The sequence below is a fragment of the Rahnella sp. AN3-3W3 genome, from assembly GCF_003263545.1.
GTDB lineage: Bacteria > Pseudomonadota > Gammaproteobacteria > Enterobacterales > Enterobacteriaceae > Rahnella > Rahnella variigena.
On sequence record NZ_JYDG01000056.1, the window covers coordinates 1 to 26,167 of the forward strand.

Consider the following 26,167-nt stretch of genomic DNA (forward strand, 5'->3'; position numbering starts at 1 on the left):
CTCGAAACCTGAAATTCGGGAATCGCGCAGCGATGACATTTTGCGCCACTCACCAATACACCGGAACATGTCCATCGTCCCAGCGGCAGCGCGCAGTAAAAGAGCCGGAGATTCTTAAGAGACGCGGCGATAGGCGCCTCTTAAGGCCGGTGTGGGTGGCAACCCACGGTGTTGGTGTTGACCTTGAAGTTAAAGCTAAAGGCTAACCCTTTACCTCAACTCCATCCCCACATGCGCAATCCCATCTTCATCATAAATCTCCGTATACGCCACAAACCCCAGCCGGCCATAGAATCCCTGCAAATGCGCCTGCGCGGAAATCGCGACGCGCGCGCCCGGCCAGTGTTTGTGGCAGGCTGCCAGTGCCTGTTCCATCAGCTGATATCCCAGCTTCAGGCCACGTGCGGAAGGGGCAACAATCACCCGTCCGATTGCCACCTCATCATCGGAACGCAGAATACGCGCATAGGCGGCTATTTTACCGTCCAGCCAGGCGATGATATGACGATTTTCACCGGTCAGATCCTGCCCGTCGATGTCCTGATAAACGCAGGTTTGCTCGACCACAAACACTTCGCTGCGCAGTGACAGAATGGCGTAAAGCTGTGCCGTGTTGAGTTCGCTGTGATGGTAATCCTGCCAGTGAAGCGATGAAGATCCGGTCATGAGTAAGTGCCCTGCCTTTTCTGAAAGCCAAAAAAAGAGATATTCCTGAGAATATCTCTTTTTAACACACATTTTACAGCCAATTTATCAGGCAGATTTCTTCAGCGGTGTCGTGCGAACCGGTGCATCGCCTGCGGTGTAATATTCTGCGGTACTGCGCGGTAACGGCTGACGCCCGCGGATTTTATCGGCAATCTTTTCTGCGATCATAATCGTCGTCGCGTTCAGGTTGCCGGTAATGATCTGCGGCATGATGGAGGCATCCACCACGCGCAGGCTTTCTACACCGTGAACGCGCCCTTCTCCGTCCACCACCGCCATCTCATCAGTACCCATTTTGCAGGAGCACGAAGGATGGAACGCCGTTTCGGCGTGCTCGCGGATAAACGCATCCAGTTCTTCATCAGTCTGTACGTTTTCACCCGGACTGATTTCACGACCACGGTAAGGATCCAGCGCTGGCTGATTCATGATTTCACGCGTGATGCGGATAGCGTCGCGGAACTCGTGCCAGTCCTGCTCGGTTGCCATATAATTAAACAAGATGCTCGGATGCTGGCGCGGATCTTTCGATTTCACCTGCACGCGGCCACGGCTTGGCGAACGCATGGAACCCACGTGCGCCTGAAAACCGTGCTCTTTCACCGCGTTGCTGCCGTTGTAGTTAATCGCCACCGGCAGGAAGTGATACTGAATATTCGGCCAGGCAAACTCTTCGCGGCTGCGGATAAAACCACCCGCTTCGAACTGATTGCTCGCGCCGACACCGGTACCTTTAAACAACCATTCTGCGCCAATCGCGGGCTGGTTATGCATCTGCAAGGCCGGGTATAAAGACACCGGCTGAGTGCAACTGTATTGCAGGTACATCTCCAGATGATCCTGCAGATTCTCGCCGACGCCCGGCAAATCATGAACCAGCGGAATCTCCAGACGGTTGAGCAGCTCCGCTGCGCCGACACCCGAACGTTGCAGAATTTGCGGTGACGCAATCGCGCCGCTGCACAGCAACACTTCACGTTTTGCTTTCGCCGTTTTAGCGTTGTAGTCGTCACCGTGGAAATAGCTGACGCCCGTGGCACGCTTGCCTTCAAACAGAATTCTGTCGGTCAGCGCGTGCGTCACGATGGTCAGATTGGCTCGCGGTTTGGCCTGATCCAGATACCCGCGCGCTGTACTTGCACGACGGCCTTTCGGTGTCACGGTTCTGTCCATCGGACCAAAACCTTCCTGCTGATAACCGTTCAGGTCGTCGGTACGCGGATACCCTGCCTGCACACCGGCTTCAATCATCGCGTGGAACAGCGGGTTATTGCCTTTTTTCGGCGTCGCCACACTGACCGGTCCGTCGCCACCGTGAAAATCATTCGGACCGATATCGCGGGTTTCGGCTTTGCGGAAATACGGCAGGCAGTCCAGATAACTCCAGTCTTCCAGACCCGGCGCTTTCGCCCAGTTATCGAAATCCATCGCGTTACCGCGGATGTAACACATACCGTTAATCAGCGAAGAACCGCCCAGGCCTTTGCCGCGCCCGCATTCCATACGGCGGTTATTCATATGCGGTTCCGGGTCGGTTTCATACGCCCAGTTGTAACGACGGCCCTGTAACGGGAATGCCAGCGCCGCAGGCATCTGTGTGCGGAAATCCAGACGATAATCCGGGCCGCCCGCTTCCAGCAGCAACACGCTGACATTGCTGTCTTCGGTCAGCCGGGTGGCGAGAACGTTGCCGGCAGAACCGGCACCAATAATGATGTAATCGTAATCCATTAAAATCTCCTCTGTCGCGGCGGATTAAAAGACTGAGCTGAATTCGCCCAGTTCGACCTGCACGGATTTGATTTGGGTGTAATGCTCAAGCGTGGTTACGCCGTTTTCACGACCAACGCCGGAGTGCTTATAGCCGCCGACCGGCATTTCTGCCGCCGATTCGCCCCACGTATTGACCCAGCAAATCCCGGCTTCGAGTTTGTGAATAACACGATGCGCACGGTTGAGATCCTGCGTCACCAGCCCGGCAGCCAGACCGTATTCGGTATCGTTGGCGCGGCGGATCACTTCCTCTTCACTTTCATACGTCAGAATGCTCATCACCGGTCCGAAGATTTCTTCACGGACAATCAGCATGTCATCGCGGCAGTCGGTAAAGACCGTCGGGGCGACATAAGCGCCTTTCGCGTATTCGCCGGAAGTCACGCGTTCGCCGCCGGTCAGTAACGTCGCGCCTTCACGCTTGCCGCTGTCGATGTAACGCAGCACGGATTCCATGTGTGCGAAGCTGACCAGCGGGCCGAAGTTGACGTTTTCGTCAGTTGGATCGCCCAGACGAATACGCTTCACGCGTTCCAGAACTTTAGCTTCAAACGCTTTGTGCAGTGCTTTTGGCACAAACACGCGGGTGCCGTTAGTACACACCTGGCCGGAGCTGTAGAAGTTCGCCATCATGGCGATGTCAGCCGCTTTATCGAGATCCGCGTCTTCAAAGATGATCAGCGGAGATTTGCCGCCCAGTTCCATCGTCACTTCTTTCAGCGTGGACGCCGACGCGCTGGCCATGACTTTCTTGCCAGTTTTAACGCCGCCGGTGAACGAAACTTTGGCGATATCAGGATGATCGGTTAACGCCTGGCCGACGCTGGCTGCACCGGTGACTACGCTGAACACGCCGTCCGGCACGCCCGCTTCGGTGTAGATTTCCGCCAGTTTCAGTGCGGTCAGCGAGGTGTTTTCGCTCGGTTTGAACACCATCGCGTTTCCTGCCGCCAGCGCAGGTGCGGATTTCCACAGCGCAATCTGAATCGGGTAGTTCCATGCGCCGATACCTGCGACCACGCCCAGCGGCTCGCGGCGGGTATACACGAAGGAAGAATCGCGCAGCGGAATTTGCTGGCCTTCGATGGCAGGGATCAGCCCGGCGTAATATTCCAGCACATCCGCGCCGGTGACGATATCCACCGCCAGCGTTTCCGACAACGGCTTGCCGGTATCGGCGGTTTCAATCGCCGCCAGCTCATCGTTGCGTTCACGCAGAATATCCACGGCGCGGCGCAGAATACGTGCGCGGCTCATGGCCGTCATCGCCGCCCAGACTTTCTGGCCTTTCTGCGCGGATTTCACCGCCAGATCGACATCGGCGTGCGTGGCGGATGGCAGCGTGGCAATCACGTCGCCATTGGCCGGGTTCACTGCATCGAAGGTTTCATCACCGGTACTGTCCTGAAAACGTCCGTTGATATAAAGTTTTTGCGTGCCGTAGCGGGACATAAATCTCTCCTCGGTCTGTGCGGTCTGAAGGTTTTCTGCCTGGCTCATGTGAGCTGCGATTCGATGTGGCGGCGGGTGATTTGCATCGCCTCGGCGCGGTTAAATTCTTTACCGCTAAGTGCGCCGCGCAGCCACAGGCCGTCAATCAGTGCGGCGGTGCTTTGTGCCGCCAGACGTGCCTCACTTTTGGGCAGAAAACGTCTGAATTCAGAACATAAGTTTGAATAGAGCCGGCGACTGTTGACCTGTTGCAGACGGTACAACTGCGGGTGATGCATGCTGCTCGCCCAGAAGGCCAGCCAGGTTTTCATCGCCGCGCTGTTGGTCTGACTGTCGTCAAAATTGGCTTCTGCAATCGCATGCAGTCGCGCCGTCGGTGCAGTATCTGTCAGCTGCGCTAACCGCAACTGCACCCCTTCCCCCAAATGACTGAGCAAATAACGCATGGTCGCTTCCAGCAGCCCATTCTTGTCACGAAAGTAGTGACTGATGATGCCGTTGGAGACGCCTGCACGGCGTGCGATCTGCGAAATCGACGCATCGTGCATCCCGACTTCGTTGACCGCCGCCAGGGTTGCCTCAATCAATTGCTGCCTTCTTATCGGCTGCATTCCTACTTTGGGCATGGTTCCGGCTCCTGAAAATGAGCGGGTTGAAACGCGCTTAAAAACCGTTTTTTTACGCTTTCGTACAACCTTGTTAACGCTCTTACGCCACCTATTTAACTTTTTTTTGATTGAACGTTCAATTAAAAATGCATATATTTTATTACCAATACGTTAGTAATTTGTATGAATTTTGGAGTTGGTAAGAAGCCAATTTATTGAAAAACAGTGATTAATTAGCAAGACAGGGGAAAAAATGGCAATTGCCGATACGACAGATAAACAGAGCGAAAAACCTCGCGACCAGCTCAACAAGGTGGTGTTCTTCACCTCCGCAGGTTTGATTTTAGCCTTCACACTAATGACCATTTTCTTCACCGATTTATCGGGAAAATGGATCAGCCTGACCCTCAACTGGGTGTCTGCTACATTTGGCTGGTATTACATGCTGGCGGCGACGCTGTACATCGTGTTTGTAGTGTTCATAGCCTGCTCGCGCTTCGGCTCGATCAAACTGGGCCCTGAACAATCCAAACCCGAATTCAGCATGATGAGCTGGGCGGCCATGTTATTTGCCGCCGGGATCGGCATCGACCTGATGTTTTTCTCGGTCGCCGAACCGGTAACGCAGTACATGCTGCCGCCGGAAGGTAACGGCCAGACGCTGGAAGCCGCACGACAGGCAATGACCTGGACGCTGTTCCACTACGGTCTGACCGGCTGGGCAATGTATGCGCTGATGGGGATCGCGCTGGGCTATTTCAGCTACCGCTATAACCTGCCACTGACCATCCGTTCGGCGCTGTACCCGATTTTCGGCAAACGCATCAACGGCCCGATCGGTCACAGCGTGGATATTGCCGCCGTCGTCGGCACCATTTTTGGTATCGCGACAACGCTCGGTATTGGCGTGGTGCAGCTCAATTACGGGCTGAAAGTGCTGTTCCATATTCCGGAAAACCTGACCGTTCAGGCCGCCCTGATCCTGCTTTCGGTGATCATGGCGACGGTATCGGTCACGTCTGGCGTGAATAAAGGCATCCGAATTCTGTCGGAACTCAACGTGCTGCTGGCGCTGGGGCTGATCCTGTTCCTGCTGTTCTTTGGCAATACCGAATTCCTGCTCAATGCGCTGGTGCTCAACATCGGGGATTACATCAACCGCTTTATGGGCATGACGCTCAATACCTTTGCGTTTGATCGCCCGACGGAATGGATGAACAGCTGGACCCTGTTCTTCTGGGCATGGTGGGTGGCCTGGTCGCCGTTTGTCGGCCTGTTCCTGGCGCGTATTTCACGCGGGCGCACCATCCGTCAGTTCGTTCTCGGCACGCTGATCATTCCGTTTGTCTTCACCCTGTTGTGGCTGTCGATTTTCGGTAACAGTGCGCTGTATCAGATCCTGCACGGCAATCTGGATTTCGCCAACGAAGTGATTGCGCACCCTGAGCGCGGCGTTTACAGCCTGCTGGCGCAGTATCCCGGCTTTACGCTGAGTGCTTCTGTCGCCACCATCACCGGCCTGCTGTTTTATGTCACCTCGGCGGATTCCGGTTCACTGGTGCTGGGTAACTTCACCTCAAAACTGGCGGACATTAATAACGATGCGCCGAACTGGCTGCGGATTTTCTGGTCAGTTACCATCGGCGTGCTGACGCTGGGGATGCTGATGACCGACGGCGTTTCCGCGCTGCAAAACACCACGGTGATTATGGGGCTGCCGTTCAGCTTTGTGATTTTCTTCATCATGGCCGGATTATATAAATCGCTGCGGCTGGAAGATTACCGCCGCGCCAGCACTCAGCAGAATCTGGCGCCGATGCCTTCAACCAGCGACGCGGCGCTGAACTGGAAACAGCGTCTGTCACGGGTGATGAACTATCCGGGCACGCGCCATACGCAGAAAATGATGGATACCGTCTGCCGTCCGGCGATGCAGGAAGTGGCGCAGGAACTGGAACTGCGCGGGGCGAAAGTGACGTTCAACGAACATGAGCCACAGGAAGACGAGAAAATCGGGCCGCTGGAATTGCAGGTGGCGCTGGGCGAAGAACAGAACTTTGTGTATCAGATCTGGCCGGTGCGTTATGCCGTCCCTGCCTTTACCTATCGCGCACGTGCGGGTAAATCGAATTATTACCGTCTGGAAACCTTCCTGCTGGAAGGTACGCAGGGCAATGACCTGATGGACTTCACCAAACATCAGGTAATCAATGACATTCTGGATCAGTACGAACGTCATCTGAACTTCCTGCACATTAACCGCGAAGCGCCGGGGAATACCCTGACCTTCCCGGAACAGCCGGTTTAATCACGTAAACCGGATAACAACGACCTCACAAAAAACCCGCGTAATGCGGGTTTTTTTATGTCCGGAAACGTGCGCTTAACGTAAAAATGGCAGGACTTTTTCCAGCAGCAGACGATCGCGTTCACTTGTCATAGTGATTACCCGCAGACAGGCATGTTGAGTTTTTCCGCCCGGTGTACGTCAGTGCTTTTCACCCCGGCGTTAGCCAGTTTTTCTTCCGCTTCTTCGAGGTCTTCCTCATCGATTTCCAGCGATTCTTGATCCTGCCCCTCACAAGGGGTCAGCGCCAGTTCCACCAGGATCGGGAAATGATCCGACCCCATAAACCCAAGACGCTGAAGACTGACCAGCGTGAAATCTTTGCTATGGAAAACGTGATCCAGCGGCCAGCGCAGGAACGGATAACTGGCGTGGAAAGTATTGAACATACCCCGGCCACGGCGCGGATCGAGCAGGCCGCTGACTTTCATAAACAGGCGCGTGGTGCGCGACCATGCCACATCATTCAGGTCGCCTGTCACAATCGTCGGATAGGTCGCTTTCGCCGCCGTATGACCGACGGCAACCAGCTCGCCATCGCGGTCAGTGGATTCGTCGGCTTCCGTCGGGCTTGGCGGCATCGGGTGCAGGCAGTGCATCACCACCTGTTCGCCGGTAGGCAGTTCGGCGCGAAAATGCATCGACGGGATGTCGTCTGCCACCAGAAATTGAATTTTTGCCGAATGCATCGGCAGACGGGAATAGACGTGCATTCCGTAGAGATTATCCAGAGGGCAACGCAGGCTGTGCGGGTAATCCGCGTCCAGCACCGCCATCTGGTCTTCCCACCACTGATCTGTTTCCAGCAACACCAGAATATCCGGCTGATGCTCGCGTATTTGTGCAATCAGCGCGCCGGCTTTGCGGTTGGTGGTCAGCACGTTGCTGTTCATGATTTTGATACGTGAATGACTGCCGGAGACGGTTTTCTTCACCTGCACCCGGTAAAAGGGGGTGTAAGGCAAAATCCACCAGCTCTGGTAGGCCATACAAGCCACCGTTAAAATAATGATTGTGGTGGAAATTCCGTCGCTTAGCGGCATGATCATCAGCTCGGTCAGCAGAAATAGCAGACACAACGTCGCCATCTGCAAACGCGGGAAATCCCAGACCCGTACCCACCAGCGCTGATTGCGGGAAAAAGGCAGCAGCGTCAGCAAGGTCATGATGACCGTCAGGACACAAAGGGTAATTCGAAAAGCATGCATCGGTTATCGACCCTGATAAAAAAATAGCAGAAGAGAAACTCTCAATACCTTGTTAACCGATTGTGACTTAAAAAACGGAGGGCGACCAGAAGGATGTCACCGCCCTTTCCATTGTTCCGAAAAAGGCGGCATTTTTAGCGGTAATTACTTTGCAGCGGTGGCCTGATCAGGCACATGACACCAGTTGTGTTGCTCGACAATCCCGCCATTTGGCGAGGTGTAACCGATACAGCCCAGAATGGTGTCGTACAGTTTTTCATGGAAAGCCGGTTTCTTTTCAGCGGCCATTTTCTGCAACTGTTCGAAGCCCGCTTTGTTCTGGTCGTTTGACAGGAATTTGTCTGACGCCCAGACCATGATCGGCACAGTACGTTGCTCAATCGGCGCATGATCCCGCGGTGTGCCGTGGAAATGCATACTTTTGGAAATCGACTCACCGTGATCGGAGGCATAAAACACAATCGCATTCTTGTCGCGCAGCTGATCAAACACCTGCGACAGGAAATAGTCGGTATACAACAGCGAGTTGTCGTAAGCGTTGATCATCTCTTCCGTAGAACAGGAATCATCAATACCCATGCATTCCGGTTTATATTTGGCGAAAGAACGCGGATAACGGTCGGAGTAAAGATAATGCGAGCCTTTGGTGTGCAGAATAATCAGGTGCTTACCCTGCGGATGATTGCTCATCGAATCTTTCATTTCGTTGATGAGCAGCATGTCATCCACCGGCTTACCGGCATTGCGCTTCTCAGAGGCAATGTTTTCACGCAGTGAATAATCGTCAGCGCGGGTTTTATTGTAGAACCACGCTTCGCTTTGCATGGAATAAAGCTCAGAGCTCCAGCCATTGCTTTTCAGAACGGAAAACACGTTAGCTTCTTTCAGGGTACGCTGCGGTTCTTCAGAGGCTCCGCCCTCGCGAACAAACATGCAGCGCAGGGAAAGTTTGGTGGCGGTATCACAGGAATAGCCCTGCAACGCGACCAGGTTTTTCTCTTTGTCGAGATTCGGCGTGTTGTCACGGTCGTAGCCGTACAGACCCATATGGTCACGACGCGCACTTTCGCCGATCACAAACACCACATACATATCTTTGGCATCAGCCGGTGCGGTGTAAGTGAAATGTTTGGCTGGATCGAACAGGTTTTTGTTGTCTTCGGCTTTGCTGTAGCTGCTATAGGTGTAAAGTCCAAGCGCTGAAAGCCAGTTCGACGGCGAATACGTTCCGGCAACCACGCCGCCATAACTCGCCATCATGCGGTTATTGACGATGTCGTGACGATCCTGCACTTTGCCCATCAGACGCAGCGGCATATAACAAATCAGCCCGGAAACCGCGAGCAGCACGGTTCTCACCGCCAGATTTTTAAAGGTGGTTTGTCTGAGCGCCGCACCCGGCATTTTGCTCAGCCACAACAGCAGGACCGGGATCAGGCTGACCAAAACCGTCCAGGCGATGAAGTGCGTTCCGACAGATTCTTTCGAGAGATCAATGGAGTCCGATGCCAGCGCCGCCGCCAAAATACCGTAACCGATATCGACGTTGAACAGGATCATGTAATAGCTGGCGGCAGCGGAGGAAATAACAATGGCCGTCATCAGCACACGGAAAACGGTTTTTCCGGTATAAGACAGCAACATACAAAGGAAGTAGACCAGCGCGAAACAGGCGATCGCTTCAACAGCAATGGACAACGCATTGTCATAATGCAGCTGCTCGAAACGACGGAAGAAGATCGGAAGGTTCAGTAAAATCCCAAGATAAAGTGCAATGAACAAAGAGATGCTCTGTTGCGAAAGTGTTCGTAATTTATGCATTAGAAATAAATGGCTCTTTTGTGAGTCTGTTTACGTCGTAAAGACCGCTCGTACCGGAGGATGGAACCTGCTCCTTAGGACAATTCAGACCCCGGAACGCCTATAATCGTTCAAAGTCATTGGTGACTTCCAATGTGATAATGTTACAAAATTAACGAATTGCTTATGTTTCAAAGCCATAGAAATGTGGGTTTCATACTTTTCCGACTCATTTTTTGAAATCTGTTGAGCAATTATTAAGAATCTTTGTGACCCGCATCAGGAAAGGACAGCGTGAAACGCGTCTCTCCCTGCGCTGAACTTTCAACACTGACACTGCCCTGATGCAGCGCCATAATGGCCTGAACAATCGATAAACCGAGCCCGCTCGAACTGCCACCTTCACTGCGCGACGCATCCGCACGATAGAAACGGTCGAAAAGTTTTCCGAGCTTATCTGCCGGTATCGGATCGCCCTGACTGATAACGTGAATATCCATGCCTTTAGCATGAGGTTCGGCGCGCAATACCACTTCGGTTCCTTCACGGCCATAACGCACCGCATTGGCAACCAGATTGCTCAGCGCACGCTGGAACAAAATAGCATCCGCGTGTAATACACCGCGCCCATCGCCATGCAGGGTCATTTCCCGCTCTTCTGCCAGCCCTTCAAAATATTCCTGGATACGCGTAATTTCTGATGAAACATCAATGCTGGTTATGGTGAGAACCGACCGCGCATCCGAAGCACGCGCCAGGAACAGGATGTTTTCGACCATGCGCGAGATGCGTTCCAGTTCTTCCATATTGTTAGCAAGCAGTGTTTCATATTCTTCGACCGTGCGTGGCTGATACAACGCCACCTGACAATGCCCCATCAGCGCGCCCACCGGCGTGCGGATTTCATGGGCCAGATCAGCGGAAAACTGCGTCAGGCGCTGATAACCTTCCGCCAGCCTTTCCAGCATATCGTTGAAAGAAAGGATGAGTTGCTGTAATTCCTGCGGCGCTTTGTCTGTACTCAGGCGCGTCGATAAGCTGGCCGGGTGGATTTGCGTCGCTTCCCGCGCCATATTGCGCAGCGGCCTCAACCCGCGGCGGATGACCAGATAACCCAGTGCGGCAATCAGCACATACGAAAACAACACTGCGCCGATAATTTCCCAGCGGAAGGTTTCTAACAGGCGCGATTCTTCGGTCATGAAATGGCCTGCGGTAATTTCAACCGTGCGTCCGTCCTGAATTTTTACCGCAGCACGGGCAAAACGCACCGGCGTGCCATCTGGCGCCTTTTGCCCGTGAACCGTTTTCAGCGTCAGCGGCTGCCCTTCGGGTACCGCGGCAAACGGCGGCAAAACAAGGTGTGAAGGATTGACGTTGATTAACGGCGGTTCACCGGAAAGGCTGAAGGTCAGAATATCGCGCTCATTGCCGAGCATATTTTCAAATAGACCAGGATTACGGCTCAGCTGTGACAGCGGGAATTCATTCGCCAGCAGATGGCGAAAATACTGCACGCGCCCGCTGACCTGATAATCCGCACGGCGCACCAGTTCTTTGTCCATCGAATAGTAGAGATAAAAGCCCACGGCACTGACCACCAGCGAGGCCAGCAGCGCAAAAAGTAATGTGGCGCGCAGCGTCAGCGACATGGCCCGTGCAGGCTTTTTAGCGGAGGTTAAATCAGTCATTGCGCACTTCACAGACGTAGCCGATGCCGCGCACGGTGTGGATCAGTTTCAGCTCAAAGCCACGGTCAACTTTGGCGCGCAGACGCTTAATGGCGACATCCACCACGTTTGTATCACTGTCGAAATTCATATCCCATACCTGCGAGGCGATCATGGTGCGCGACAGCACTTCGCCTTCGCGACGCATCAGCAGCTGCAACAACATGAATTCTTTATTGGTCAGCGCGATGGTCTGATCCTGACGGGTTACGCGACGGCGTAGCACATCAAGATGCAGGTCATCGACCGAGTAAATATCCGGCTCACGCGCTGCCGGACGGCGCAGCAACGTGCGGATACGCAATACCAGTTCGGTAAAGGAAAACGGTTTGATCAGATAATCGTCAGCGCCCAGTTCCAGCCCGTGGATGCGATCCTGCACTTCATCACGTGCGGTGAGAAACAGCACCGGCACGTCGCTTTTCTTGCGCAGAACTTCCATCACCTGCCAGCCGTCGAGGCCGGGCAGCATGACATCGAGGATCACCGTGTCATAGCCCTCCTCCAGCGCCAGAAACAGGCCATCGGCCCCGTTACGCGCCAGATCGACGCTATAACCGGCTTCGGTCAGCCCTTTTTTCAGGTAATCGCCCGTACTGACATCGTCTTCAATCACCAGTATCCGCATTCAGGCCCTCAGCGCCGCAATACCATTCTCCCAAAGAATGATTCATGGGGAAGTTTATCAGTTTCGCCAGACACCTTTGATGACAATTTTGTCATCAATTTGTCATCAGCCAATCCCGGTTTATCGTCCACTCTTAATGAAGCTATTCATCACTGGCAGGGTCAGTGATTCTTCTAACCAAATGAAATAATGCCGGAAACTGGAGAGTTAATAATGAATACCACCAAACGTCTTGCGGGTCTGTTACTGGGTTCACTGCTGATGAGCAGCACAATGGCATCGGCTTTTGCCGCCGATAACGTGATCAAACCAACACGCGGAACCATTGATTCTGTTAATGACTCATCAGTACAAATCACCACCCGTCAGGGCGAAAAGCTCGACGTTAAGCTGACGGATAAAACCCGTATCAACTCCGTCACCAAAGGCCAGATCAGCGATATCAAAGCCGACAGCTTCATCGGTACGGCGGCAGTACCTCAGGCCAACGGCACACTGAAAGCGCTGGAAGTTCACGTATTTGCGCCAAGCCTGCGCGGCAGCGGCGAAGGTTTCAATCCGTTTGAATCGCCGGACGGCAAAATCAACACCATGACCAACGGCACCGTCGGCAAACTGGTTAACAGCAATGGCCGCACGCTGACTGTGAAATACCATGATGCAGAGAAAACCGTTGTCGTTCCTGACGATGTACCGGTCGTTCTGCTGGCACCGGGTGACCGCAGTCTGCTGAAACCGGGCACCAAAGTCGTGCTGTTCGCGATGAAAGATGACAAAGGTTCCCTGGTTGCACGCGGCATTTCTGCGGGCAAAGACGGCGTTACGCCACCAATGTAATCCGGCCTGACGGCCTTACCGGACAACAGGAGTTTTTCCGTGAAACCTCAGCCCTCTCCACTTCGCAAACGCAGGGTGCATTCCTGGCCGGTGCGCATTTGTCACTGGATTAATCTGCTGGCAATGATCGGCATGGTAATGAGCGGCTGGGGGATTTATAACGCCGACCCGATTTTCTCGTTTACCTTTCCCCAGAGCACGACCCTCGGCGGCTGGCTGGGCGGCAACATCGCCTGGCATCTGGCAGTCATGTGGTTGCTGGCAGCAAACGCCCTTTTCTACATTCTTTGGGGCATGTTCAGCGGCCATTTCCGCCGCGACTTTTACCCCTTTTCGCCGCGCTCCGTCTGGCGCGATACCGTTCGCGCGCTGACATTCAAACTTCCCCACAAACTCGGGCAGTACAACGCCGTGCAAAAACTGATGTACAGCGGCGTGCTGTTGCTCGGCGTATTGCTTTTGCTTTCCGGTTTGTCCATCTGGAAACCGGTACAGTTCAGCGGTCTGGTGTGGTTGTTTGGCGGTTTTGATATCGCGCGTTATGTGCATTTTTTTGCGATGAGCGGCGTGATGCTGTTCGTCATTATTCACGTACTGATGGTTCTGCTGGTGCCAAAAACCTTCGTGGCAATGCTGACCGGCGGCAAAAAAATAAGTACGGAGGAAAGCGCCGATGAGTGATAAATCACGCCGGCCAAAAATTATTCTTGAGCCCGATCAGCGCAAGCAACTGGTCAATATTCAGCGCCGCATGTTATTGCGTGGAGGCCTCACGTTAGGCGCGGTATCGATGCTCACTGGCTGTAATCTGCAGGACGGTGACGAGGTCGATAAAGTGCTGTGGGCGATGTCACGCTGGAATGACCGCGTGCAAGGCTGGCTGTTCAGCGGACAAAAACTGGCGCAAACCTATCGCGCTGACCAGATCACCACGCCGTTCCGCTTCAATGCTTATTATCCGGAATACAACGTGCCGGAAATAGACATTCCCAATTACCGGCTTGAAGTCTCCGGTCTGGTGCAAAAGAAAGCCTCGTGGACGCTGGAACAGTTACAGCGACTGCCTCAGGAAAGTCAGATCACCCGTCTGATTTGCATTGAAGGCTGGAGCGCAATTGGTCAGTGGAAAGGCGTGCCGCTGAAAACGTTTTTACAGCACATCGGCGCAGATCTGACCGCTAAATACGTCGGATTCAAATGTGACGACCGTTATTATTCCAGCATCGATATGGCGACGGCGCTGCATCCGCAAACCATTCTGGCGCTGGATTTCGGCGGCAAACCGTTACCGCCGGATTTCGGTTACCCGTTACGCCTGAGAATGCCCACCAAGCTTGGCTTCAAAAACGCCAAACACATTGGCGCGATTTTCGTTACCAACGAATATCCCGGCGGCTACTGGGAAGATCAGGGATATAACTGGTACAGCGGGATTTGAGTTGCCCCCTAAACCCCCTCCCCGCCTCCCCCACTTAAGCGGCAAAGGTGCAAATAACGGTCCCGTCTCCACTACCCGCTGAAAAAAAGTCATAAAAAAAAACCGCTCAGTTGAGCGGTTTTTGTTTTCGCGGGTGTGTAACGACGAAGCGTTACGCAGGGCGAAGAATTAGAAGCTGTAACCCACGCCTGCGATCCAGGTACCAACATCAACACTGCGGATGCGGGACTGTTCGTAGGACACGTCCAGAGCAACGTTCTGGATTGGGTTGAACTGCAGACCAGCACCGTAAGAGAAGCCGTAATCGCTTGAATCGTATTTTTCACGGCTGGTAGATGCTGCTGATTCGTTGTACTGAGTTTTACCGTAACCCACACCCACAACACCGTAGATGGAAGCCCAGTCATTCAGACGGTAAGCTGGACCAGCAGTCAGACCGTAGTACTGTGCTTTACGGTAGTCGCCAGATGCCGGTGTGCTGTCATCTTCGATGTAGGTGAAAGAACCGATAACGCCCAGTGGGTTGCTATCTTGTTCCCAGCGGTATTTTAAGTTGAAGCCGTTTGCTTTGTTAGCAACGCCTTGCATATCACCCTGAGCATAACCAGCGGTAACGGTGCTGGTGTCAGCGAATGCGCTTGATGCGCCCAGTGCAACTACACAAGCTAATGCGGAAAGACATGCGATTTTTTTCATCATAACCACCTCAAATAAGAAACCAAAGTAACCTTCACGTTCCAAAATATAACAAAAACTAGTGTGAAACTCTGCCTCATTTAAGATGTCCAAAGCATCATATGGTGTAACAGGAAGTTTCCAGAGCACCCTATCCATATAATTTAATTGGGATTTTCGTCACATAAACTATAAGATAAACTTATTGAACTTTTTGAAATTAGCAGATAATTCCTAATTATCTGGGCAAAAAATGGACACTTTTCAGGCGTTTTTTCGCTTCTTTTAAAAAAACACGTTCTGAAAAAAACTTTTTATCAGGATTTTTTCTCTTCCGTTTTCCCTCTACACTTACCTTGCTTTACCTTTCTTTTCAAAACTATAAATCTAAAAGATTCTGAATTTATGGAATCACCTCAAAAGGCTCAAAGGATGACTCATTCAGGAAAGAACACGCCGGAAACGCAGACGACTCTGCCGCCTGCGACAAATAACAACAGCCCCCCAATCCCGGCGTTACCTAAAAAAGCGTCTCCCCTGGTGGCGATCCTGTTGCTGCTGATCGCCATGCTCTCATTACAGGGCGGCGCGTCACTGGCCAAAACGTTGTTCCCGGTAGTCGGGCCACAAGGCGTCACCGCGCTGCGACTGGGTATCGGCTCCATTCTGTTGCTGCTCTATTTCCGTCCGTGGCGCCTGAAAATGCGCGGCGGCAATCTGCGTTCACTGCTGATGTATGGTCTGGCACTGGGCTGCATGAATTATTCCTTTTATCTGGCACTGCGCACCGTGCCGCTGGGCATTGCCGTTGCACTGGAATTTACCGGCCCGCTGGCCGTGGCGATGTTTTCTTCACGCAGACCTGTCGATTTTATCTGGGTCGTGCTGGCCGTCACCGGATTGCTGTTCCTGTTGCCGCTCGGCCAGAGCGCGGGCGGTGTTGATCTCAAAGGCGCGTGTTTTGCGCTGATTGCGGGTGCGTGCTGGGCGATTTATATTCTTGCCGGACAACGAGCTGGCAGCAGCTACGGCCCCGGCACTGCCGCAATGGGCTCGCTGATTGCCGCACTGATCTTCTTCCCTGTCGGTGTCATCCAGGCGAAGACCTCCATATTCAGCTGGGAGATCCTGCCGCTGGGCCTGCTGATCGCCCTGCTCACGTCAGCTATTCCTTATTCACTGGAAATGATGGCGCTGACCAAACTGCCCGCTAAAACTTTCGGCACGCTGATGAGCATGGAACCGGCGATGGCCGCGCTTTCCGGCATTATCTTCCTCGGCGAGTTCCTGACGGGAACACAGTGGCTTGGGCTGGCGGCAATTATCGCAGCCTCGGCCGGTTCGACGCTGACGATTCAGCGTAAAACAAAAATAGAAACGGTCGATATCGCCGGGAATAATCCTTCCGGTAAATAGCCTTTCGGCAAATAGCCCTGCGTTTTTCTGTCAAAAAGCCACGTTCATCCGACGTGGCTTTTTCTTTTCTGTTTGTTCTTTTTTATCAATGCATTGCAAATTACTTTCATTAATTTCGATTTTTTTTCATTTTTCCTGCATCCAAAAGCGGGGGTCCGTTCGTATGTATAGATGTGAGGCAAGACCTTACCTACTCAACGACAAAGGACACCATCATGAAAACATTACTCCGTACCGCTATCTGTGCATCTCTTCTGCTGAGCACCGCGTCAATGGCTGCAATGATGTCCCAAAGCACCACCATGGTCGGTGGCGCTGAAATGTATCCTTCTAAAAATATCGTAGAAAATGCCCTGAACTCGAAAGACCACACCACCCTGGTCGCCGCCGTGAAAGCGGCGGGTCTGGTGGATACGTTGCAGGGTAAAGGTCCGTTCACTGTGTTTGCGCCGACCAACGCCGCTTTCGCTAAACTGCCAGCCGGGACTGTCGACAATCTGGTGAAACCGGAAAACAAAGCCACGCTGACCAGCATCCTGACCTACCACGTGGTGGCGGGTAAGTATGAAATGAAAGATCTGGAAAAACTGCTGAAAAAAGGTAACGGCACGGCGGAACTGAAAACCGTCAACGGCCAGCCGCTGTGGATCATGAATAATGGCCCGCACAATATTCAGCTGAAAGATGGCAAAGGGAATGTCGCCAATATCAGTACTTATGACGTCCAGCAGAAGAACGGTGTGATCGACGTCATTGATACCGTCCTGATGCCAAAATAATACCGACTATACTGAGGGCATGATTTCTTTATGAAACAGCACCTCAGTAAGTCAGGACGGGCGAATGCATGACAATTTTTTAGTTAAGCCAACACCAGAGAAAGCACAGGAAGTACAGCGTGAACTGATGAGCGCCATGGCCGTTGGCGACCGACAGGCATTTGAGCAATTGTACCGTCTGACGTCCCCCCGGCTGTTTGCCGTCGCGCTGAGAATGCTGCGCCGTCATGCCTGGGCAGAAGAAGTGTTGCATGACAGCTATATCACCGCGTGGAACCGTGCCGGGTCGTATAATCCGGCGCTGAGTTCCCCGATGACCTGGCTCACCCATATTGTCCGCAACCGCGCTATCGACTGGATGCGCGGGAGCGACAACCAGTTAGAAGAACTGGATGACAACCTGGGAGAAAACGATGCCAGCGACCACGATGAACCCTTACAACGGTTGCAGCAGGACAGCGAAGCCAAAATACTGGCCGACTGTCTCGCGCACCTTCCCGCCGAACAGAGACAAAGCCTGACTCTTGCCTATTATCAGGGCCTGTCACACGGTGAGGTCTCATCGCATTTACAACAACCTCTGGGGACGATTAAAAGCTGGATCCGTCGCGCCCTGGATCACTTAAAGAGCTGCGCAGGCCTATGAAAAGCAGAAGCCATTATCATGCTGCCCTCGCGGCTGAATATGCGCTCGGCACCTTACGCGGCGCAGCGCGGATTCAGTTCGAGCAGAAAATGCGGGAAGACCCTGAACTGGCGGCTGAAGTCGCCCGCTGGCAGGAAGCTTTCACACAACTGGATAATCAGATTGTCCCGGTCATTCCGCCCGCTTCGGTGTGGAAGCGCATTCAGCACAACCTTGCATTACAACCGGCCAGATTACCGGTTCCCGTTAAAAGACCGGTGCGCACATATCTTGGCTGGGCGCTGGCCGCCGGGCTTGCCGCGCTGTTACTCATCCCGCGCCTTATGGTGCAACCTGAAACGCCGACACCGGTGGCTGTTCTCGCCAGCAGTGCCGGTGTGCAGAACGGGCAATGGGTGGTGAGCGTGGATATGAGTACCCGCAGCCTGATGCTGACGCCGCTTAAGGCGCAAGGTATCGCCGACAACCATAGCCTGGAACTGTGGGCCATTCCGCCTGGCGGCAAACCCCGCTCGCTCGGTCTGCTGAATACACAACAACCGACACAACTGGCACTGGCGGAAAAGATGCCTGATCCGGGTTATACGCTGGCAATCAGTCTGGAACCGCGCGGAGGCTCACCGACCGGACAACCGACAGGTGCAGTGCTGTACAGCGGTGCTCTGGCACTTTGATTCACTGCGATACCCTGCGATCGACGTTATGAAATATAAAACGGCAGGCTTTTCCTGCCGTTATGTTTTCAAAAGAATAATTTATGCCAGCAACTATTTTCGGTGCATAAATCGTTTTCAGTGAATAAATGACGGCTTCCGTTGAAACCAGAGCCAGGATATATATCCCCACACGTCAGCTTACATTTAATAATATCTGACCGTTGTAATGAAAATTATTATCACTGGCATTTAATGATTTTCGCGATAATATTTTATCTGTTCAGGAGGATTCCTATCCACCTTATAAATCAGTGTGATAAGGTGGTTCCTCAAATACGGAATTGTCTATTAGACAGATGCTATCGAAGCGATAGGAAATGCTGTCCTGCAAAATTTCGATTTATTGCTATACTGAATGCAGTTGAGAAACACGTTTGTAGCAATTAATTTTAATGAAACAAGGAGATATGAATATGAGTACCGCTAAACTGGTCAAAACGAAATCTTCTGAGCTTATTTATACACGCAACGATTTAGATGAAAGCGTCAAGCTGGATACTATCAAGGTGCTGAACCGTCTGGTGGCCGAATATATTGATCTGTCACTGATTATCAAACAAGCACACTGGAACATGCGTGGCGCTAACTTCATCGCCGTCCACGAAATGCTTGATGGATTCCGTACTGCAGTTATCGATCACCAGGACACCATCGCAGAACGTGTGGTGCAGTTAGGTGGCGTGGCGCTGGGTACCGTTCAGGTTGTTAACGATAAAACTCCGCTGAAAAGCTACCCGACCAACATCCATACCGTGCAGGAACATCTGAAAGCGCTGGCGGATCGTTTCGCCGTTGTCGCTAACGATACCCGCAAGGCGATTGGTGAAGTTGAAGATGAAGATACCGCAGATATTTTCACCGCCGCATCGCGCGACCTGGATAAATTCCTGTGGTTCATCGAATCAAATATCGAGTAATCAGAATCAGGTAATCCTTATCGGGTAAATGTTGCCCGATACCGCAGAATCAGGCTGCGGAACTCTGAGTGATTAATGCGAAAGGCCAGTGACGAAAGTCGCTGGCTTTTTTATGTCCGCTATCCAGCCCCGCTCCCCTCTTGTGAAAATTTGACTTAAAACCCGCCACACTCAGTAACTTTGCATCAGAATTTAATAATACCTCTGATGAATAGTTACAATTTCAACTATATCCGCAACTTAGACCAATGGGACCGGTTTCATTATCTTACTGAAAAACCAACAGTTTATTTATCACCTCAGAGAATTCTTAAACCAATAGGCCGTATGAATGATTTAATACAAATTAATAGTTCAAAGCAATTTTACATAGGTGTGGTCACCCCTGAAACTTGCTGAAATATTTTTTCGCAACCTTTGCATTTTTGTGAAAAGGGTATCTCACTCTAACCTTATAAAAAATAGAGATATTTACCAGGGATGTTCCCCCGGCATCAGTCCTCTATACGCAACTTATGGATAAGTGACTCCCCCGCTCCTGACACATCTTTGATGTGTTATGCACAACCGACTCCCCACAATCCGACCCGTTCCTGAGCGCATTGGCTGCTGTAAGCCAGGGGCGGTAGCGTGGAAATGTTAAACACTGGAATAATCCGATGGCACGTAGTGGCTTAGAAGTTCAGAAGGCGGCGGTAAAAGCGCTGTTTTTGAGGGAAATTAAGACTCGTTTTGGTAAGTTCAGACTGGGTTATCTGTGGGCAGCCTTAGAACCGATGGCGCATATGCTGATTTTATTGGGGATCTTTGGCTATGTTATGCACCGCACGATGCCTGATATTTCATTTCCGGTATTTTTGATTAATGGCATTATTCCTTTCTTTGTTTTCAGCAATATTACCAACCGATCTATAGGCGCTATTGAAGCCAACCAGGGTCTCTTTAATTACCGCCCTGTTCGTCCTGTAGATACCATCATCGCCAGAGCGTTGTTAGAAACACTGATATATGCCGTCGTGTACATATTACTTATGGCAATTGTAGGTCTGCTGGGCGAAGAGTTTGAGGTCACTAAACTTATTACTTTGATTCTAGTATGGGTACTTTTAGTCCTGTTCTCCTTCGGTATGGGCTTAATATTTATGGTGGTCGGGAAGTCATTCCCTGAAACCGAAAAGTTCTTACCTATTCTGGTTAAGCCTCTCTATTTTATTTCCTGCATTATGTTTTCGCTGCACAACATCCCGAAAGAATACTGGCCGTATCTGCTATGGAACCCTATCGTTCACGTCGTAGAACTTTGCCGTCAATCCGTTGTTCCTGGTTATATCAGCGAAGGCGTCAGCCTGAATTATCTGGCCGCCTGTACTCTGGTTGTATTATTCATCGGATTAGCCCTTTACCGAAACCGTGAAGAGGCGATGCTGACATCATGATAAAAATCGAAAACCTGACAAAATCCTATCGCACACCGAAAGGCCGCCATTACGTTTTTAAAGATCTGAACGTTGAACTGCCTTCTGGTAAAAGCGTGGCGTTAATTGGGAGAAATGGCGCCGGTAAATCAACACTGTTACGCGTTATCGGCGGCATTGACCGTCCTGATTCCGGCAAGATTCACACCGATAAAACCATATCCTGGCCGGTCGGACTGGCCGGTGGCTTTCAGGGCAGTCTGACCGGACGGGAAAATGTGAAATTCGTCGCGCGCCTTTATTCCACACCAGACCAGTTACGTGAAAAAGTCGCCTTCGTCGAAGAGTTTGCCGAGCTGGGTAAATACTTTGATATGCCGATTAAAACTTATTCCTCCGGCATGAAATCCCGTCTGGGTTTTGGCCTGAGCATGGCGTTTAAATTTGATTACTATCTTGTCGATGAAGTCACAGCGGTCGGCGATGCCAGATTCAAACAGAAATGCGCTGACTTGTTTAAAGCACGTCATGAAGAAGCCAGCTTTTTGATGGTGTCCCACAGTCTGGGATCACTTAAAGAGTTTTGCGATGTAGCTTTGTTTATCGGAAGAGATAACAAGATTTTGTTTTTAGATTCTGTACAAAATGCGATTGAATTATATAAACAAGATGAAGGAATTTAGTGATTATATTAAATCAAATTTGATCACTTATAATTTTTCGCAAATTCATATCCGTTTTAAAAAATATCAAAGGGTGCCATAAGATGTCAACAAAACACAAAAAATTAATTGATGTAGTCAAGGATGCAATAGACGTCCACCCAGTAAAAATTTCCGACATTACTCTGTGCTATGGTATTAGAGCAGGTGAAGTAACACCTTGGATTATTGAAAGGCTTAAGTTCGCACTTGATTTTTACAATCCCTCCCCAAATTTTCTAATTATTGACTTTGGTTCTAAAGATAAATATGCAGAAGAAATTGTTCAAGTATGTGATAAATATGGAGCAAAACTAATACATATCGAAGATGATGGCGTTTTTTCAGCATCTAAAGCCAGAAACATTGCATTTTCTGAGGTCACTACCGATTTTATTTTCTTCGCGGATATCGACTTTGTATATGAAAGTGATATTTTTCAGCGCTTAGTAAATTTATCTAATCGACTTGAACTACAGAAAAATCCTAGAAAAATAATTACAATGCCGATTTTTCATGTTAACAAGGACTCAAGTGAGTATTTTGAATCCCTCGATAGTAAAAATGAAAAAGATAAGCTAATCACAAAATGGAGTTTTGATGGTTTGGGAACAGAGTTTGGAGATATCTTCGAATTCGTAGCACCATATAGCAATACATTCTTCATGCATAAAAAAATGTTCGATATTGCAGGTGGATATTGCGATGAATTCCGTGGACATGGTTCAGAAGACTTTGAATTTTTAATTAGGCTAGCTAAATTATCGACAAATATTCCAGTCCCTACCGGCCTCGAAAAAGACTTCTATGGACCGCTGAAAGGTTCTTTTTGGGGTGATAAAGAGTACGTTGGATTCCGTAGATACCTTGAAGCTTTCACTTTACCTTCGGAATCACTTGGCCTTAAAGCTTTCCACCTTTGGCATGAAAAACCAAGTGCTAAGGGATATTGGACTCAAAGTAACGATTGGAAAAGAGAAAGATTCAACACTGTCTTAGAACGTCATTCAAAATCCAACTCTCAATTGCTTTCTGTCGATTATATCCCAAGAAAAAAATCTGCTCTCTGTGTCTTTAGTGATAAAGCACAATGGGGTTATTTCCTTCCTTTAAGACTTGCAGGATATACACTGTCAGTGTTAAATGAGAAAACAGACGAGGCTATCTCATCAACTCTATATGCACTTGAGAATAATAAATTTGAAAGAGTTTTTATTTTCAATCCCTATATGAAAAGTCATGCTGTATTTAGAGGAATTATTGAAGTCGCTAAAAAGCTTGGAATTCAAGTAACAGTTATAGAAAGAGGTGGCTTACCTAATTCAATATATTACGCAGATGAAGTTGCTTATGGAGATACAGATTATCACTCTATCAATAAGCAGTTAGACAGAAAAAATTTCACTGACGATGAATTAAGCTCCGCCGAGAAAATTCTTTCCATGATGAAAGAAGGAAATACTTCCTTAGAAGCCATGGATTCATATTCCAAAACATGGCAAAAACATACTCTATTAAGATTCTCAGATAAAAGGAAAATATTCATCCCATTGCAGTTACGTGATGATATGGCCGTTAATTATTTCACGGAAGGTTACCCTAGCTATCAAGAATATGAATCTAACATTAAAGAAGCGGTAGAAAGCCATCCAGATATTTTGTTCATAATAAAACAACACCCACTGAGCAAATATGATTTAAGCTGGACAAGTGATTATGAAAATATAATTTGCGCAGATCAATGTGATAATATTCATGCTTTAATCGACATAGCTGACGCTGTAACCTTGTACAACTCCGGGGTTGGACTTCTGGCGTTAATTCATAATAAGCCGGTGTATCATATTGGCAATGCATATTATAATGGGAATAACCTGTTCGCAAAGCGATGTATTTCTGTATCTGAAAGCGCGAGCTTAATTGAAACTTCTCAAGATTATGAATTAGACGAAGAAAAAGTTAAGTTGTTCCTTACTTGGTTAATTTTTAGAAAATATAGCTGGTTCAATGCTCAAGACATTCTCCGGGAATTTTCGGATAGAAAATCCCACGCATATGATAATATTTGTGTAGAAATTCTTAACTTAGATAATACTCTGACACTTACTGGCCTAAGTCTCGATGGATTTGACTATTCAAACAGAAGCTACTTAAATTGGCACTTAAATATTAGCTCAGAAACCCCCAAAGCTAAGCCAAAACCTGTCTCTAAGCCATTAGCTAAGCCCGTACCTCCAGCTGGAGTTGTAGAGCAGGTAAGTGCAAGCGAAAAAATAGAAAGCACAATTACTAATATTAACAACATTCACAAAAATAATTCTAAAACATTATTAGGTAGAGTTTTAGTTCCTTGTGTGAAAATTTTCACAAAAAAAAAGATGAAAAACAAAATATCTAAAAATCCACATTTGTTTTTTTCTGATTCTAAACATGCCCCGCTGAGAGTGATTGGCTGGTTATCCTTTAAGTAATATTGTGCCCTTCCCTGTTAACAAGGGAGGGGCAAGTCAAAATTTGGAAATATAATGATAAATATTCCTAATCAAGAAAAACCTTTAGAGCTACAAGGTGAAATCATACTTGAACGGCCTGCGAATTTGTCATCGATACGATTTAGAGGTTACAGAAGTACAATAGGCGCTTACTCATACGGTAATTATGACTCTATTATTCATAACTCAGATATTGGCCGTTTTACATCTATCGCTCACCGCGCGATGATTGGGCCAATAGAACACCCGGTGGATTGGTTGAGTACAAGTGGATTTGCGTGGAATGATAAGGGCATATTCGGCTATAGTGATGAGTTCAATAAAATTGTTTCTGATGAAAAATATGTTATAAAAAAAAATCAGAACAACTATCGGCAATGACGTATGGATAGGTTCAAATGTTTTTATAAAAAGAGGAGTAACAATAGGTAATGGTTGCATTATTGCCGCAGGTTCTGTAGTCGTTGGCGATGTTCCTGACTATTGTATTGTTGGTGGAAATCCAGCAAAAATAATTAAGTTAAGATTCCCTACATCCTTAATTGAAAGATTAAATAAATTAAAATGGTGGGATTACCTCTTGGATAAAAGCGTATTAGGAGAATTAAAGTATTCCAACATTCTCGATTCAGTATCAAAAATAGAAGACTCTATTTCGTCTGGACTATTAATGAAACTAAGCCCTCCTAAAATAAAAATACAAAGGAAAGACTCACAACTAGTCATTGAAGAAATTGAGATGCAACGCTGATAACTAGTTACTTTTTTTACACTCTATCTTTTCACTCCCAGTAATAATATTTCCCGTTGCCTTTTTACCAGTTAATTTCTCTCTCATGGAAGTAGGTATTTCTACTTCCTTGAGGTTGTTATCATCAAATAGATTTTTTGATATGATATTATTATCACCTTCGATCCTAATTGGCATTTTGACATCACAGAATTTATTATTTTCAACAACATTATTATCCGCATAATCTTCATAATACTCCCCTTTGGCATCCATTGGTTTGTCGCCGCAATCCCATTTTCTTAAGTTATAACTTTGCCTAGATGCTATCCAAATACCGACCGATTCATTTACGAATAAATTTCTGCGAATAATATTGTTATCACTGTGCTGCCATCGTAACACAGATTTTCCAGAACTGATCTTCTCTCCACAATTCTTATATAAAAACACTCCTCCTAATCCATTCCCATTAAATGTATTATCTTGAATAATATTGCCTGCAGAAGAATCTACAGCTACACCTTCTCTTTTATACCCTGAGACTGAAACACCATTATTAGTGATTATATTGTTACTGATAATATTGTTTTTCGAAGCCTGATCAAGGTAAACTCCAACTCCGCCGGAATCACTAATTATAGAGTTTGTGATTTCCGTATCAGTAGTATAAGCCTCTAAATAAATACCAACCCTACTCACTTGATTGATAGTAACTGAGTCAATTTTTATGTTACTTGCATTTTTTTTATAATTTTCACTTCGATTGTTAGTTAATTTATTAGCTGGAATTCCTGAAGAAACTTTAATACCACTGAAAATATAATTCTTTATATTGCAATTCTTTATTGTTACATTTGAAATTCCATGCCCTTGCGCATCTATAATAACCCCATTGGAAGTTTTATTTTTACCATCTAAAATAGCATTATTACAATCCAGATATGTATTGCTTTTAGTAATAACTAATGGCCCTTGATAGGTGCAATTTTTATTAAGCTTGACTTCACCATGTATTTCAAGATTACCACAAGCATTATCAATACCATTTGCAAAAACATAATTTACGCAAGAGTTGGCCAAAATAAATAACGACAAGGTGCTTAGAAGAAGGAATTTTTTACTTGAAGTTATCATATTGGCCTCCTTTA

At 49.0% G+C, this 26,167-nt stretch carries 25 protein-coding genes; 15 read left to right on the forward strand and 10 right to left on the reverse strand.

What is annotated here, in order from left to right; all coding sequences use genetic code 11:
* Positions 1-206: hypothetical protein (locus UC15_RS26050; RefSeq protein ID WP_232829915.1), on the forward strand; the 206-nt coding region annotated here is incomplete at its 5' end.
* A 4-nt stretch (positions 207-210) separates the two neighbouring features.
* Here UC15_RS26050 and UC15_RS16265 read toward each other — a convergent pair.
* The 4 genes from UC15_RS16265 to betI form a co-directional block, all read right to left on the reverse strand.
* Positions 211-666 carry a GNAT family N-acetyltransferase gene (locus UC15_RS16265; protein WP_112289404.1) on the reverse strand — a complete coding sequence of 152 codons (456 nt, stop codon included), beginning with the start codon at positions 664-666 and terminating at the stop codon, positions 211-213.
* Positions 667-753: 87 nt separating this feature from the next.
* Positions 754-2,439 carry a choline dehydrogenase gene (gene betA / locus UC15_RS16270; RefSeq protein ID WP_112289405.1) on the reverse strand — a complete coding sequence of 562 codons (1,686 nt, stop codon included), beginning with the start codon at positions 2,437-2,439 and terminating at the stop codon, positions 754-756.
* 24 nt (positions 2,440-2,463) lie between these two features.
* Positions 2,464-3,933, reverse strand: coding sequence for a betaine-aldehyde dehydrogenase (gene betB / locus UC15_RS16275; RefSeq protein ID WP_112289406.1), 1,470 nt, complete (start codon positions 3,931-3,933; stop codon positions 2,464-2,466).
* A gap of 44 nt (positions 3,934-3,977) precedes the next feature.
* Complete coding sequence (betI, locus tag UC15_RS16280; protein ID WP_112289407.1) at positions 3,978-4,559, reverse strand: transcriptional regulator BetI; 582 nt, start codon at positions 4,557-4,559, stop codon at positions 3,978-3,980.
* A 235-nt stretch (positions 4,560-4,794) separates the two neighbouring features.
* Here betI and UC15_RS16285 point away from each other — a divergent pair, with 235 nt between their 5' ends.
* A complete protein-coding gene (locus UC15_RS16285; protein ID WP_112289408.1) occupies positions 4,795-6,849 on the forward strand; it encodes a choline transporter in 2,055 nt (684 codons plus the stop codon).
* Positions 6,850-6,986: 137 nt separating this feature from the next.
* On the opposite strand, the gene UC15_RS16290 is transcribed toward UC15_RS16285, so the two are convergent.
* From UC15_RS16290 to UC15_RS16305, 4 genes are all read right to left on the reverse strand, one after another.
* Positions 6,987-8,096 (reverse strand): endonuclease/exonuclease/phosphatase family protein, encoded by a 1,110-nt coding sequence (locus UC15_RS16290; protein ID WP_112289409.1) that lies wholly within the window; start codon positions 8,094-8,096, stop codon positions 6,987-6,989.
* 144 nt (positions 8,097-8,240) lie between these two features.
* Positions 8,241-9,917 (reverse strand): kdo(2)-lipid A phosphoethanolamine 7''-transferase, encoded by a 1,677-nt coding sequence (gene eptB / locus UC15_RS16295; protein WP_112289410.1) that lies wholly within the window; start codon positions 9,915-9,917, stop codon positions 8,241-8,243.
* Positions 9,918-10,153: 236 nt separating this feature from the next.
* Positions 10,154-11,587: a heavy metal sensor histidine kinase gene (locus tag UC15_RS16300; RefSeq protein ID WP_232829916.1), complete on the reverse strand. Its 1,434-nt coding sequence runs from the start codon at positions 11,585-11,587 to the stop codon at positions 10,154-10,156.
* A complete protein-coding gene (locus UC15_RS16305; RefSeq protein WP_112289411.1) occupies positions 11,580-12,254 on the reverse strand; it encodes a heavy metal response regulator transcription factor in 675 nt (224 codons plus the stop codon). Before UC15_RS16305 ends, UC15_RS16300 begins: the two co-directional genes overlap by 8 nt.
* A gap of 213 nt (positions 12,255-12,467) precedes the next feature.
* Here UC15_RS16305 and UC15_RS16310 point away from each other — a divergent pair, with 213 nt between their 5' ends.
* From UC15_RS16310 to UC15_RS16320, 3 genes are read left to right on the forward strand one after another with little or no spacing between them, the layout of a single operon-like run.
* The gene (locus UC15_RS16310) at positions 12,468-13,091 is read left to right on the forward strand and encodes a hypothetical protein (RefSeq protein ID WP_112289412.1); all 624 of its coding nucleotides are present in this window, start codon (positions 12,468-12,470) and stop codon (positions 13,089-13,091) included.
* 39 nt (positions 13,092-13,130) lie between these two features.
* Positions 13,131-13,772, forward strand: coding sequence for a cytochrome b/b6 domain-containing protein (locus tag UC15_RS16315; RefSeq protein WP_112289413.1), 642 nt, complete (start codon positions 13,131-13,133; stop codon positions 13,770-13,772).
* A complete protein-coding gene (locus UC15_RS16320; protein ID WP_112289414.1) occupies positions 13,765-14,529 on the forward strand; it encodes a molybdopterin-dependent oxidoreductase in 765 nt (254 codons plus the stop codon). Before UC15_RS16315 ends, UC15_RS16320 begins: the two co-directional genes overlap by 8 nt.
* Before the next feature lie 168 nt (positions 14,530-14,697).
* On the opposite strand, the gene ompX is transcribed toward UC15_RS16320, so the two are convergent.
* Positions 14,698-15,225 (reverse strand): outer membrane protein OmpX, encoded by a 528-nt coding sequence (ompX, locus tag UC15_RS16325; protein WP_112289432.1) that lies wholly within the window; start codon positions 15,223-15,225, stop codon positions 14,698-14,700.
* Positions 15,226-15,711: 486 nt separating this feature from the next.
* On the opposite strand from ompX, the gene rhtA reads away from it, so the two are divergent.
* From rhtA to UC15_RS16375, 10 genes are all read left to right on the forward strand, one after another.
* Positions 15,712-16,620 (forward strand): threonine/homoserine exporter RhtA, encoded by a 909-nt coding sequence (gene rhtA, locus UC15_RS16330; RefSeq protein WP_369964440.1) that lies wholly within the window; start codon positions 15,712-15,714, stop codon positions 16,618-16,620.
* A 215-nt stretch (positions 16,621-16,835) separates the two neighbouring features.
* On the forward strand, positions 16,836-17,399 hold the full coding sequence (locus tag UC15_RS16335) for a fasciclin domain-containing protein (protein WP_095922755.1): 564 nt from the start codon (positions 16,836-16,838) through the stop codon (positions 17,397-17,399).
* 64 nt (positions 17,400-17,463) lie between these two features.
* A complete protein-coding gene (locus UC15_RS16340; RefSeq protein WP_112289416.1) occupies positions 17,464-18,045 on the forward strand; it encodes a sigma-70 family RNA polymerase sigma factor in 582 nt (193 codons plus the stop codon).
* Positions 18,042-18,719, forward strand: a complete 678-nt coding sequence (locus UC15_RS16345; protein ID WP_112289417.1) for an anti-sigma factor domain-containing protein — start codon at positions 18,042-18,044, stop codon at positions 18,717-18,719. Before UC15_RS16340 ends, UC15_RS16345 begins: the two co-directional genes overlap by 4 nt.
* A 455-nt stretch (positions 18,720-19,174) precedes the next feature.
* On the forward strand, positions 19,175-19,678 hold the full coding sequence (dps, locus tag UC15_RS16350) for a DNA starvation/stationary phase protection protein Dps (RefSeq protein WP_112289418.1): 504 nt from the start codon (positions 19,175-19,177) through the stop codon (positions 19,676-19,678).
* 659 nt (positions 19,679-20,337) lie between these two features.
* On the forward strand, positions 20,338-21,114 hold the full coding sequence (locus tag UC15_RS16355) for an ABC transporter permease (RefSeq protein ID WP_112289419.1): 777 nt from the start codon (positions 20,338-20,340) through the stop codon (positions 21,112-21,114).
* Positions 21,111-21,776 (forward strand): ABC transporter ATP-binding protein, encoded by a 666-nt coding sequence (locus UC15_RS16360; RefSeq protein ID WP_112289420.1) that lies wholly within the window; start codon positions 21,111-21,113, stop codon positions 21,774-21,776. The genes UC15_RS16355 and UC15_RS16360 overlap by 4 nt, the downstream gene beginning before the upstream one ends.
* An 83-nt stretch (positions 21,777-21,859) precedes the next feature.
* The gene (locus UC15_RS16365) at positions 21,860-24,265 is read left to right on the forward strand and encodes a glycosyltransferase (protein WP_112289421.1); all 2,406 of its coding nucleotides are present in this window, start codon (positions 21,860-21,862) and stop codon (positions 24,263-24,265) included.
* A gap of 54 nt (positions 24,266-24,319) precedes the next feature.
* Positions 24,320-24,667, forward strand: a complete 348-nt coding sequence (locus UC15_RS16370; RefSeq protein WP_112289422.1) for a hypothetical protein — start codon at positions 24,320-24,322, stop codon at positions 24,665-24,667.
* Between the two features lie 25 nt (positions 24,668-24,692).
* Entirely contained in the window at positions 24,693-25,037 is a 345-nt protein-coding gene (locus UC15_RS16375; RefSeq protein ID WP_232829918.1) for a hypothetical protein, read from the forward strand.
* 3 nt (positions 25,038-25,040) lie between these two features.
* On the opposite strand, the gene UC15_RS16380 is transcribed toward UC15_RS16375, so the two are convergent.
* Entirely contained in the window at positions 25,041-26,153 is a 1,113-nt protein-coding gene (locus tag UC15_RS16380) for a right-handed parallel beta-helix repeat-containing protein (RefSeq protein ID WP_112289423.1), read from the reverse strand.
* Positions 26,154-26,167 lie beyond the last annotated feature (14 nt).